The sequence below is a fragment of the Pseudomonas sp. KH_050 genome, from assembly GCF_057838875.1.
On sequence record NZ_CM174478.1, the window covers coordinates 986,262 to 998,543 of the forward strand.

Genomic DNA, 12,282 nt, shown 5'->3' on the forward strand with positions numbered 1-12,282 from the left:
TGCCGATTGAATGAAAAGGCCGGTCACTGCGCAGCAAAACGCAAAAAAGGGGCGAACAATCGCCCCTTTTTTAACAAATCGCCCTTACACCGCGCGGGCTTGTGTCACTCGGTCCACCAGGTAGATCAGCCCGTGATAGTCGATCCCGCCATGCTGGCTCAGGCCGATTTCACAGGTGCGGCTGGTGGAGATGCCTTCGCTGCAATGCTGCACCGCGTCCTTCAAGGTGCGCAGCGCATGAGCATTCAGCTCAGGCGTGGTGAAACCCTTGTCACCGGCAAAACCACAGCAGTGAATACCTTCGGGGATGACCACGTTCTTGCTGCAACGCCGGGCCAGATCGATCAGTGCCTGGCTTTCCCCAAGGTGCTGGGTGCTGCAGGTGACATGCACGGCAATCGGCTCTTCCTGGGGGGTGAAGTCCAGGCGGTCGATCAAATGGGTGCGAATGAAGCGCACCGGATCATAGAGATCCAGGCGCACTTCACCCAAGTCCTGGACCAGGCGCAGGGTGCAGGGGCTGGTGTCGCAATAGATCGGATCGAGGCCGCCGCGGCTGGCATGCAGGAGTGCCCCGATCATTTCCTGGCGTTTGTGTTCGGCTTGTTCCGCATAGCCTTTGGAGGCAAATGGTTGGCCGCAGCAGAGGCTGTCCAGGTTGTCCGGGAACACTACCTGGTAACCGGCTTTTTCCAGCAGGCCGCGGGTTTTGTCGTAGAGCGACATCTGCTCCTTGTCTCCCGCGGCAGGCCCCATGACCCGTGACACGCAGGCCGCCAGATAAACCACCCGCGGGCGTTGATCCGTGACCGTCGGGCTGAAGCGAATAGGCCGTTCCGGTTGCGGCATGGCATTGGTCCATTGCGGGACCTTGCCTTTGGACAGCCTGGTCACAGCAGCAGAAATCTTCGCCAGTCGCGGCGCCCCCAGCAACATCCGCGCACCGTTGGCTGCATGCAGGGTGAAGCGCGCGCCTTGTAGCGCGGTTTCAAAGTGCGTGCCCAGCCAGTTGGCGGTTTTGCTGTGAGTGGCGGTGCGGCCGCGCAATTTCTTCACCAGGTCGCCGGTGTTGATGCCGACCGGACAACGTTGCGCGCACAGACCGGTGGCGGCGCAGGTGTCGAGGCCTTGATATTCGTAGGCTTGTTCCAGCTCAGTGGTGTCGATGCCGGCGCGTTTTTTTGCCTGGATATCGCGCCAGATCACGATGCGCTGGCGCGGGCTGAGGGTCAGGCCTTTTGACGGGCAGACCGGTTCGCAGAAACCGCACTCGATGCACTTATCCACAATCTCGTCGGCGGCGGGCAGCGGCTTGAGGTGCTTGAGATGGATCTGCGGGTCTTCGCTGAGCACCACGTCCGGGTTGAGAATCGCGCTGGGATCGAGCAGGCGTTTGAGCTGCCACATCAACTGGTAGGCATCACTGCCCCATTCCAGTTCAACGAAGGGCGCCATGTTGCGACCGGTGCCGTGTTCGGCTTTCAGCGAGCCGCCGAACTCCACGGCCACCAGTTGCGCGACGTCGTCCATGAAGGCCTGGTAGCGCGCGACTTCTTCTGCGCTGTTGAAACCCTGGGTGAAGACAAAGTGCAGGTTGCCTTCCAGGGCATGGCCGAACAGGATCGCTTCGTCGTAGTGGTGCTTGTCGAACAGCTCGATCAAGCGGTTCACGCCCAGAGCCAGTTGTTCTACCGGGAAGGTCACGTCTTCGATAATCACCGTGGTGCCGGTTTTGCGCACCGCGCCGACGGCGGGGAAGGTGTCTTTGCGGATCGCCCAGAGTCTGGCGTTTTCCACCGGGTCTTCGGTGAAGTCGACCTGCTTTTCCACCGGGAACGAGGCCAGAGAAGCCATGATCCGGGTCAGCTGTTCCTGCAGCAGCCCGGAGGTTGCAGCGCGGGATTCGATCAGCAAGGCGCAGGCGTTGGCCGACAGTTGCTGGACGAAGGCCGGCATCCCGGGTTTGTCCTGCACCGAGCGTAGGCTGCGCCGGTCCAGCAGTTCGACCGCCGAGACCGGCTGGCTTTTCAGGACGCTGACGGCGTTGCAGCAGGTTTCGACATCGGGGAAGACAATCAGCGCCGAGGCTTTGTTCGGATGGTCGATCACGGTGTCGTAGGTCACCGCGCTGATAAAGCCGAGGGTACCTTCGGAGCCGACCAGCAAGTGGCTGAGGATATCCAGCGGCTCATCGAAATCCACCAGGGCATTGAGCGACAGGCCGGTGGTGTTTTTCAGACGGTATTTGTGCCGAATCCTCGCCGCCAGTTCGGTGTTGGCGCGGGTCTCGCGACCGAGGGTTGCCAGGCGTTCCAGCAAGTCTGCATGGCTGGCACGGAAGGCCGCGACGCTGGCCGCGTCTTCAGTATCGATGCGGCTGCCGTCCGCCAGCACCAGGCGAATTCCGGCCAGGGTGTGATAGGTGTTTTGCGCTGTGCCGCAGCACATGCCGCTGGCGTTGTTGGCGACGATGCCGCCGATCTTGCAGGCATTGATCGAGGCTGGGTCCGGACCGATCTTGCGCCCGAACGGTGCCAGCCAGGCGTTCGCCTGCGCCCCAATGACGCCCGGTTGCAGACGGATCTGCTGGCCCTGGCCGCGAATTTCTCTGCCGCCCCAGTTATCGCCGAGCACAATCAGCACCGAGTCGCTGATGGCCTGGCCCGAGAGGCTGGTGCCGGCAGCGCGGAAGGTCACTGGAACCTGGTCACGTTGCGCCAGCTTGAGCAGGGCGACCACTTCGTCTTCGGACTCGACGCGAATCACCAGCTTGGGAATCAAGCGGTAGAAACTGGCGTCGGTGCCGAACGCGAGGGTCGAGAGCGGGTCATCAAAACGTCGATCCTGGGGAATCAGTTGCTGTGCATCACGCAGAAAAGCGGCCGGTAGACTCATTGGTCCTCCAGGATCAGCACGACGAGGTCTTTCGGGCCGTGAGCGCCGTAAGCCAGAATTTGTTCGATGTCGGCAGTTTTCGACGGGCCGGACACCAGCAAGGCGTTGGTCGGCATGCCTTGGGCCCAGTTGAATTGCTGCTGCACCTGATAAAAGTTGTCATGGATTTCGCTGGCCTTGAGCAGGGCGAAATGCACCGGCGGCACCAGGCTCATCAACCGTGGCTCTTCGCGGGTCGGCCAGATGATCAGGCTGCCGGTGGCGGCGATGGCGCCGAGGGTGGTGGTGAGGCTGGCCGGAGTGTCGTTGAACAACTCGGCTTTCCATTCTTCCACGGGCCGGTCGTAGGCCTTGAGCGCTGGCAGCCCTGGGTTCTGCGCCCAGTGCTCGGTGATGCGCTGGCCGTGAGGCGTAGTCGGGGCGATCAGCAGGCTTGGCAGTTGGCGGTCATGCAGCAATTGCAGGAGCAGTTCCGGCCAGGCCTGTTCCGACGTCAGGTGGATTTCGGTGTGAACCGCTTCCATCAGTTTGCGCAGTTGGGCGATGCGTTGCTCCGGTGGATAAGTCCAGGGCTCGGTAACCAGCGCTTCGTCGAAGTTGTCGGCCAGCGGCGTGGTGCCGGTCAGGCTGTTGCGCAGTTTGTTGAGGATGTTCTGCTTGGCGCTCATCAACGATCTCCCTGTTTGGCCAGGTGCTCGCGGGCCATGTCGTGCAGTGAACGGGCGGCGGGCTTCGGCGCGCTGTGGTTTTGCGTCCAGGGGCCGACGTTACTTGGCGTCAGGGCGCGCAGACGGGTGGCACAGAAAACGAACAGCCGATACAAGGTCGGCGAGGCATTGAGCCGGGCCCAGGCGTTCCAGATAAAGCGTTCCTTGCGCGAGTACTTGCTGCCCTGGCCGCGCATCACTTGATTCGGGCTGTCGGGGGCTTTGACGTTTTCTTCGCGCAGGCGGCGCAGCAATGCCGGGATCGGAATCTTCACCGGGCAGACTTCACCGCAGGCGCCGCACAGCGACGAGGCGCTCGGATGGTCCGGGACTTTCGCCAGGCCGACCATGTGCGGGGTGATGATTTTGCCGATCGGGCCGGGGTAGACCTCGCCGTAGGCATGCCCGCCGATGCGGGTGTAAACCGGGCAATGGTTCATGCAGGCGCCGCAGCGGATGCAGTTCAGGGTCTGGCGCAATTCGCTGTCGGCAAAGGCCTGGCTGCGACCGTTGTCCAGCAGCACCAGATGCACTTCTTGCGGGCCGTCGAGTTCATGGGCCTTGCGCGGGCCGGAGATCATATTGACGTAGGTGGTGATCGGCTGGCCGAGGGCCGAGCGGGTCAGCAGCGAGAGCAGGGGCACCACATCGCGCAGGTTCTCGACGACTTTCTCGATCCCGGTGACGGCAATGTGCACCGGTGGCACGGTGGTCGACATGCGGCCGTTGCCTTCGTTCTCCACCAACAACAGGGTGCCGGTTTCGGCCACGGCGAAGTTGACGCCGGAGACGCCTATGTCGGCTTCGAAGAATTTCTGCCGCAAGACGTTGCGACCGATCTGAATGAGTTGGTCAACGTCCTTGGTGTACTCCACGCCAAGTTTGTCGTGGAACAAGGACGCGACCTGACCGGCATTCTTGTGGATCGCCGGCATAATGATGTGTGAAGGCTTCTCATGGTCGAGCTGGACGATGAATTCGCCCATGTCCGACTCCAGGCATTCAATGCCTTGAGCCGCGAGGACATGGTTCATTTCCATCTCTTCGCTGACCATTGATTTGCCCTTGATCACTTGCCGCGCCTCGTGAGCCCGGATGATCGAGAGGACGATGCCATTGGCCTCGTCCACCGTCTCCGCCCAGTGCACGGTCACACCGTTGCGGGTCAGGTTCTGTTCAAGCTGCTCGAGCAGGTCGGGCAACCTGGATAACGCACGAGCGCGGACGGCATTGCCGAGCGTTCGCAGATGTTCTCTTTCGTGGGCGTCGCTGAACGACGCCGCACGTTTGCTCATCAATGAATCCATGGCGCTGCGAAAGTTGTTTCGCAGTTGCGAGTCGGCCAGAGCCTCGTGAGCCCGGGTGCGAAAATCTTCCGACACTGCCACGTGCTCTTGGTGAACAGGAATCAGTGTTGGCGTGCTCATACAGCACCCCCGGTTCGCTGCCAGAGGAAGCTGGCCAGGTGTTGGCCACGCAACGCTTCGTTCTGTTTCTCCAGTGAGCCGTTGATGTTCATCAAGCAGCCACAGTCGGCGCTCAGTACCTGATGTGCGCCGGATTCCTTCAAGGCCCGGGTCTTGTCGGCGACCATCGCGCCGGAGATGTCCGGCATCCGGACGCTGAAAGTCCCGCCAAAGCCACAGCATTCGCTTTCGTGGCTGTGTTCTACCCGTTCCACGTTACTCAGCTGTGACAACAACTCACGCCCGTGCAGGTGGGTGTTCATTTCCCTCCGCGCCGAGCACGAGGTGTGCAATGCCACCTTCACCTGTTGACCGTTGTCCTTGAGCCGCACCTTACAGACAAACAGCAGGAACTCGGCCAGTTCAAAGGTCCGTGCCGCCAGGGCCTGGACCTGTTTCAGCGTGTCCGGCTCGTCCTTGAACAAGTCGGCGTAGTGTTCCCGCAGCATTCCGGCGCAGGAGCCCGAAGGCACCACCACCGGATAGTCCCCGGCGAACAGCGCCAGTTGCGAGCGTGCTACCTGCCGTGCCTGATCGGTGTAACCCGAGGTGTAGGCCGGTTGCCCGCAGCAGCTTTGCCCTTGCGGATACTCGACGCGAATACCTTCGCGTTCGAGCAGATGAATCGCGTCCATCCCGGCTTCGGGGTAGAACAAGTCGACCACGCAGGTACCGAACAGGTAGACCCTCTGCGGTTTCTCGCTGGGGTATTGGCGCGGTTCGGGCATTGGCGGTGCGACGCGGGTCGCGTTCGGCACAGCGTTGTAAAAAAGCTCGCTCATCAGGCGTGTCTCCGGGTGGGCCCGGTTATCCGTCTGCTGCAGCGGCTGAATATAAAGCGTGAAGCTTTCAGCAGCCTTGCAGACCGGGTGGTGAATAGCTGACGCCGGGGTCGTGGCCCGGCGTCTGTTTTTACCCTAAGGAGTGTGGCACTTAGTGCACCAGCATGCCGGTGAACCAGTAGGCCTGGGCCAGGGTGATCAGGCCGACGATGGTGGCAAAGAACAGGCTGTGCTTGAGGGTGAAGCGGAACAGGTCGGATTCCTTGCCCACCAGGCCGGTCGCGGCGCAGGCCACGGCGATCGATTGTGGGGAAATCATCTTGCCGGTCACGCCGCCGCTGGTGTTCGCCGCTACCAGCAAGACATCACTGACACCGATCTGGTGGGCGGTGGTGGATTGCAGTGAGCTGAAGAGCGCGTTGGACGAAGTGTCCGAACCGGTCAGGAACACGCCCAGCCAGCCGAGGAACGGCGAGAAGAACGGGAACGCTGCGCCAGTGCCGGCCAGCACCAGGGCCATGGTCGACGACATGCCCGAGTAGTTAGTGACGAAGGCGAAGGCCAGCACCATACCGATCGACAGAATTGGCCAGCGCAGCTCGTAGAAGGTTTCTTTTAAAGTGGTCAGACCAGTTTTGACGTGGATGTTCAGCACCCACATCGAGATCAGCGCGGAGAAGAAAATCGCCGTGCCGGTCGCCGAGATCGGGTCGAGCTTGAACACGGCCGGGATCGCGGTCGGTGCGGCGACGATCGGCGCGACCTTGATCACCAGTTGGTCCAGGTGCGGGATAGCGATGTTGAACACCCAGCCGTACATCGAGCCGCCAGCGGCGAACATTGCCTTGAACGGTTTGAGGGTCCAGATGGTGACCAGTACGGTGAGGATCAGGAACGGCGACCAGGCCTTGAAGATTTCACCGAGGCTGTAGGGCGAAGCCACGGTGCTGCGCGGCTGACCGAAACCGCCGGCGCTGGCGCTCACCACGGAAGCCGAGACGGCACCGACGATGTGTTGGCCTGCGGCGCGCTTTGGCTGCCAGACTTTCAGGAACAGCGTCAGGGAAATCAGGCTGGCCAGGGCCGAGGTGATGTCCGGCAGTTCCGGGCCGATGAAGTTCGAGGTGAAGTATTGGGTGACGGCAAAGCTCAAACCGGCGACCAGTGCCGCCGGCCAGGTTTCCCGCACGCCGCGCAGGCCGTCCATCATGAACACCAGCCAGAACGGCACGAATAGCGACAACAGCGGCAGTTGGCGACCGGTCATGGCGCCAATCTTGAACGCGTCGATGCCAGTCACCTGCCCGGCGACGATGATCGGGATCCCCAAGGCACCGAATGCTACCGGCGCGGTGTTGGCGATCAGGCACAGGCCGGCGGCATACAGCGGATTGAAGCCCAGGCCGACCAACAGTGCGGCGGTAATGGCTACCGGCGCGCCGAAACCGGCGGCACCTTCAAGGAAGGCGCCGAAGCAGAAACCGATCAGCAGTACCTGCAGGCGTTGATCGTCGGTAATCGACATCACCGAGCTGCGGATCACCTCGAACTGGCCACTCTTGACTGTCAGTTTGTAGAGGAACACCGCGGCGACAATGATCCAGGCGATGGGCCACAGACCGTAGGCAAAGCCGTAGCCGGCAGCTGCGAACGCCATGTCGACCGGCATCTGGAAGGCAAAGATCGCCACCAGGATCGACAGCGCCAGGGTAATGCTTCCGGCGACGTGTCCTTTGAGGCGGAACACGGCCAAGGCCAGGAAGAAAAATATGATGGGGATGACTGCCGCGAGAGCGGACAAGCCAAGGCTGCCGAGCGGACTGTAGAGCTGTTGCCAGGTTTGCATATGGGGTGGCCCCTAATTGTTGTTGGTCAGGCACTGATAAGCGTTCTTGGATAATTGGTAATACCAATTTACAATCGCTGTGGGCTAGGTTAAAAGCCTTAGTAGCCACGTGTCAATTTGTCACCCGAAAACTTTTGTCGAATAGGCTGCGCAGGTGCGTTCTGATTGGGTCAATCGAGCGTCGCCTGATAGGTGCTGACCCAGCGCCAATAGGCCAGAATAGAGAGCCCCGGCGAGTAGCCGGGATCGTGGAGAATGAGTTATGGGGTTTGATCAAATTCGTCAGCGCCGTTTGTCTGACGATATTGTCGAGCGGCTCGAGGGGATGATTCTTGAGGGCACGCTGAAAGCTGGCGAGCGGTTGCCGGCCGAAAGAGCGCTGGCTGAGCAGTTCGGCGTGTCCCGTCCTTCATTGCGCGAGGCAATCCAGAAGCTGGCAGCCAAAGGGTTGCTGGTCAGTCGTCAGGGCGGCGGCAATTATGTGGTGGAATCCCTGGGCTCGACCTTCAGCGATCCGTTGCTTTATCTGTTGGAAAACAACCCCGAAGCGCAACGCGATCTGCTGGAGTTTCGGCATACCCTCGAAGCGTCTTGTGCGTATTACGCGGCATTGCGGGCGACCGAGGTCGATCGCGAGCGGTTGACTGTTGCGTTCAATGAGTTGCAGGACTGTTATACGCGCTCCGATGAGGTGAGCCGGCTGGAGGAGGGCGCGGCTGACGCGAAATTCCACCTGGCGATTGCCGAGGCCAGTCATAACGCGGTGTTGCTGCACACCATTCGCGGTCTGTTCGATTTGCTCAAGCGCAACGTAGTGACCAACATCGGCGGGATGTACAAGCAGCGCACCGAAACCCGCGACATGCTGATCAGTCAGCACCGGGATTTGTATCAGGCGATTATCGAAGGGCGGGCGGAACAGGCGCGGGAAATCTCCAGCCGACACATTCTGTATGTGCAGGAAGTACTGGAGGAAGTGCGCCAGGAAGTGCAGCGCATGGCTCGGGCGGAGCGGCGCAAGGGGATGTAATCAGCGGGGACGCAAAAGATCGCAGCCTGCGGCAGCGCCTACACCGACCGCGTTCCACCCGATTTATCGTGTGTACGCAAATCCCGTAGGAGCTGCCGCAGGCTGCGATCTTTTCGGCCGCGCCAAGGGTCAGGACGAAAGACTAATCTTCCTTGCCCTTGTTACGCACCGCACGCTGCAACTCGCGATTGGAATCGCGCTCGCGTTCGGTATCGCGCTTGTCGTATTCCTTCTTGCCCTTGCCCAGAGCGATCTCGCACTTGATCAAGTGCTTGCTCCAGTAAAGCGCGAGGCAGACGCAGGCGTAGCCCTTTTGCTGCACCGCGGCAAACAGCTTTTCCAGCTCGCGCTGGTTGAGCAGCAGTTTGCGCGTGCGCGTGGGGTCGGCGATAACATGCGTACTGGCGGTGGTCAGAGGCGAGATATGGCTACCCAGCAGCCAGGCTTCGCCATCCTTGAGCAGCACATAACTGTCGACCAGTTGTGCCTTGCCCGCACGCAAACTTTTTACTTCCCAGCCGGCCAGGACCAGACCAGCCTCGAAACGGTGTTCGATGAAGTAATCGTGTCGCGCCTTTTTATTTTGCGCGATGGTCCCTGTTGGGTGTTTCTTTTGTTTAGCCATAGGGGCGGCATTATAGGGAGTTGCACGTCAGTCGGCTACGGTGAAGCTACGTGCTTGAGCACCTTGAGTGAATCCCGGACAATGCGCCCTCTTTTTTGATCGCTTGGGCGTGTTAACGATGTCGACAGACAAGGTTTCTGTCCACGGCGGATGGGCTAGCCGCTGGGTCTTTATACTCGCTGCAACCGGTTCGGCCGTGGGCCTGGGTAGTATCTGGAAATTTCCCTACATGGTCGGCGTCTATGGCGGCGGCGCTTTCGTCCTGGTGTTTCTGGCCTGTATCGCGCTGATCGGCGTACCGGTAATGCTGGCCGAAACCCTGATTGGTCGACGCGCCCGGCAAAGCCCGGCCAATGCCCTGAAGGTGCTGGCGCTGGAGGCCGGGCATTCCGGCAAGTGGTCCTGGGGCGCTTTTGCCGGGATGATCACGGCGTTGCTGATCCTGTCTTTCTATAGCGTGGTGGGTGGCTGGTCGCTGGATTACATCATCGACATGGGCCGTGGAGACTTCCAGGGCGTGACGGCCGATCAGGTGGGTGCGTATTTCGGTGGAGTGATTGCCGATCCGTGGCGCCTGACACTTTGGCATACGATTTTCATGCTGCTTTCGGCAGTGGTTATTGCCAGGGGCGTGGTCGCCGGGCTGGAACGCAGCTTGCGGATCATGATGCCGCTGCTCTTTGTGATGCTGGTGATCCTGCTGGGCTACAGCCTGACTACCGGACATTTCATGGAGGGTGTGCATTTCATGTTCGACTTCAATCCGGACAAGCTGCTCGACGGCTTATTGCCTGCCATGGGCCATGCGTTTTTCTCGTTGAGCGTGGGAGTCGGCTCGATCATGATCTACGGCGCTTATATGCCGAAGAATTCGTCGATCTCCGGGACTATTGTCGGTGTGGCGCTGCTGGATACCTTTGTCTCGCTGCTGGCGGGGCTGGCCTTGTTTCCGATTGTGTTTGCCGCGGGCCTGAACCCGAGCGAAGGGCCTGGGTTGATGTTCGTCAGTTTGCCCTTCGCCTTTGGTAACGTGGCGTTCGGACAATTGATGGGCGTTATTTTCTTCATCCTGGTGGCCATCGCGGCCTGGAGTTCGGCGATTTCGCTGCTGGAGCCGATGGTGGCGTATCTGGTTGAGCGGACTAAAATCCGCCGCGGCTGGGTGACCTTCTGGCTGGCCTTTATCTGCTGGTTTGTGGGGCTGGGGACGGTTTTCTCGTTCAATATCTGGCAACAAGCCAAGTTTTTCGTGAACGATGGTGCAGGTTTCCATCTCTATCAATGGGGTGCGACAAGCGGCCTGGACTTCTTTGGGGTGATCGATTTCTTCACCTCGCGAATCATGTTGCCTCTCGGTGGTTTGTGTTTCGTGGTATTTGCCGGGTGGGTGATGGGCCGTGAGACTGTCCGTGATGAGCTGTCGATCCGCAGTCCGCTGCTGTTTGCACTGACCTTGTTCTTGATGCGCTATGTGGCGCCAATCGGCATTCTTGTAGTGTTTGCCGCCCAGCTGTGGAAGTGACGCTGACATGACGACACATATTCAACGTTCGGCCCTGCTGCCTTATCCGGCACAAGCCCTCTATGACATGGTCAATGATGTGGCGCGTTACCCGGAGTTCCTGCCTTGGTGCTCTTCTGCCGAAGTACTGGAGGCCAGTGACGAACACATGCGCGCCAGCCTGGCTGTCGCTAAAGGCGGGTTCAGCCAGCATTTCGTCACGAGCAACACGTTGGTCCCGGGTCATTCAATTGAAATGAACCTGGAGGAAGGTCCGTTCAACCAACTGCACGGTGTCTGGGTGTTCAAGCCATTGGGTGAGAAGGCCTGCAAGATCAGCCTGGATTTGGCCTTTGACTACGCAGGCCCGATTGTCCGGGCAACACTGGGGCCGCTGTTCAATCAGGCGGCCAACACCCTGGTCGATGCTTTCTGCCAGCGCGCCAAGCAGTTACATGGGTGAGCCATTGATTGAGGTCGAGGTGGTATATGCCGCTGTCGACCGTCAGGTTTTGCTCAAGGCGACTGTCCCGGCCGGGACTACTCTGCGTGCGGCATTGTTGAGTTCGGGAATCGGCGCAGAGTTTCCCGAGCTGGATCTGGCGAACTGTCCGCTGGGAATTTTCGGCAAAGTGGTCATTGATCCGGACTGTCGTGCGGTGCAGGCAGGTGATCGAATCGAAATTTATCGTCCGCTGCTGGCTGATCCGAAAGAAGTTCGCCGGTTGCGTGCGGCCAAGGCTGCGCAAGCAAAGGCACGAGAGTAATAGCCTTGATCAAGCCGCAGGCAACAAAAAGCCCGGCATGCCGGGCTTTTTGTTGTGTTGCGAATTATTGCGGCGAAGTGTCCAGCGCTTCTGGAGTCGGGACCGGAACAGTTTCTACACCGTCTACGTCCTTCTGGATCTGATCCAGCAGTGAGCCTGGCTTGACCGGTTTTTCTGGTTTCGGCTGTTCGACCTTTTCCGCCGGGGCGGTCACCGTCGTGCCAGTGTCTTTGCCCAGGATGGCTTCGTCACGGCTCACGCCGGGCATGAAGTCACCTGACAGGCTGACGAGTTGGTCATTGGAATTGAAGATAACGCTGATGCGTTCCTGTTGGCGTTCACCGCCTCCAGGCTGCAGGCTATACAGGTAATCCCAGCGATCGGCATGGAATGTGTCGGTCAGCAGAGGGTTGCCCATGATAAACCGTACTTGCCGACGGGTCATTCCCGGGCGTAACTGGTCTATCATGTCCTGCGTGACGACATTGCCCTGCTGGATGTCGATTTTGTAAACCCCGGGGAATGAACAACCGGCGAGTGCGAGCAGTCCCACAAGGGTGAAACTGGTTAGCAGGAGCTTGGTGTTTTGCATCGGTGGGCGACTTCCACTATCTTGGCTGGGACAACGTAAACCCCGATCATACCCGCATTAAGAGAAGCTGC

11 protein-coding genes are annotated in these 12,282 nt (G+C 60.0%); 4 read left to right on the forward strand and 7 right to left on the reverse strand.

Translation table 11 applies throughout. From position 1 onward, the window contains the following. Positions 1 to 84 precede the first annotated feature (84 nt). The 5 genes from AC3IUA_RS04595 to AC3IUA_RS04615 form a co-directional block, all read right to left on the reverse strand. On the reverse strand, positions 85 to 2,895 hold the full coding sequence (locus tag AC3IUA_RS04595; RefSeq protein ID WP_489359330.1) for an FAD-binding and (Fe-S)-binding domain-containing protein: 2,811 nt from the start codon (positions 2,893 to 2,895) through the stop codon (positions 85 to 87). Next, positions 2,892 to 3,563, reverse strand: coding sequence for a LutC/YkgG family protein (locus tag AC3IUA_RS04600; protein WP_489359331.1), 672 nt, complete (start codon positions 3,561 to 3,563; stop codon positions 2,892 to 2,894). The genes AC3IUA_RS04595 and AC3IUA_RS04600 overlap by 4 nt, the downstream gene beginning before the upstream one ends. Beyond that, positions 3,563 to 5,029 (reverse strand): LutB/LldF family L-lactate oxidation iron-sulfur protein, encoded by a 1,467-nt coding sequence (locus AC3IUA_RS04605; protein WP_489359332.1) that lies wholly within the window; start codon positions 5,027 to 5,029, stop codon positions 3,563 to 3,565. The genes AC3IUA_RS04600 and AC3IUA_RS04605 overlap by 1 nt, the downstream gene beginning before the upstream one ends. Further along, positions 5,026 to 5,850, reverse strand: coding sequence for a (Fe-S)-binding protein (locus tag AC3IUA_RS04610; protein WP_489359333.1), 825 nt, complete (start codon positions 5,848 to 5,850; stop codon positions 5,026 to 5,028). Before AC3IUA_RS04610 ends, AC3IUA_RS04605 begins: the two co-directional genes overlap by 4 nt. Before the next feature lie 151 nt (positions 5,851 to 6,001). Further along, entirely contained in the window at positions 6,002 to 7,696 is a 1,695-nt protein-coding gene (locus tag AC3IUA_RS04615; RefSeq protein WP_489359334.1) for a lactate permease LctP family transporter, read from the reverse strand. 262 nt (positions 7,697 to 7,958) lie between these two features. Here AC3IUA_RS04615 and AC3IUA_RS04620 point away from each other — a divergent pair, with 262 nt between their 5' ends. Then, positions 7,959 to 8,726: a GntR family transcriptional regulator gene (locus AC3IUA_RS04620; protein ID WP_489359335.1), complete on the forward strand. Its 768-nt coding sequence runs from the start codon at positions 7,959 to 7,961 to the stop codon at positions 8,724 to 8,726. A gap of 142 nt (positions 8,727 to 8,868) precedes the next feature. On the opposite strand, the gene smpB is transcribed toward AC3IUA_RS04620, so the two are convergent. Further along, entirely contained in the window at positions 8,869 to 9,351 is a 483-nt protein-coding gene (gene smpB / locus AC3IUA_RS04625; RefSeq protein WP_489359336.1) for an SsrA-binding protein SmpB, read from the reverse strand. 118 nt (positions 9,352 to 9,469) lie between these two features. On the opposite strand from smpB, the gene AC3IUA_RS04630 reads away from it, so the two are divergent. From AC3IUA_RS04630 to AC3IUA_RS04640, 3 genes are read left to right on the forward strand one after another with little or no spacing between them, the layout of a single operon-like run. Further along, a complete protein-coding gene (locus tag AC3IUA_RS04630; RefSeq protein ID WP_489359337.1) occupies positions 9,470 to 10,873 on the forward strand; it encodes a sodium-dependent transporter in 1,404 nt (467 codons plus the stop codon). 7 nt (positions 10,874 to 10,880) lie between these two features. After that, entirely contained in the window at positions 10,881 to 11,315 is a 435-nt protein-coding gene (locus tag AC3IUA_RS04635; RefSeq protein WP_489359338.1) for a type II toxin-antitoxin system RatA family toxin, read from the forward strand. Further along, positions 11,308 to 11,619 carry an RnfH family protein gene (locus AC3IUA_RS04640; protein WP_489359339.1) on the forward strand — a complete coding sequence of 104 codons (312 nt, stop codon included), beginning with the start codon at positions 11,308 to 11,310 and terminating at the stop codon, positions 11,617 to 11,619. The genes AC3IUA_RS04635 and AC3IUA_RS04640 overlap by 8 nt, the downstream gene beginning before the upstream one ends. A 64-nt stretch (positions 11,620 to 11,683) precedes the next feature. On the opposite strand, the gene AC3IUA_RS04645 is transcribed toward AC3IUA_RS04640, so the two are convergent. Next, positions 11,684 to 12,211, reverse strand: coding sequence for an outer membrane protein assembly factor BamE (locus tag AC3IUA_RS04645; RefSeq protein ID WP_489359340.1), 528 nt, complete (start codon positions 12,209 to 12,211; stop codon positions 11,684 to 11,686). Between the last annotated feature and the right edge of the window lie 71 nt (positions 12,212 to 12,282).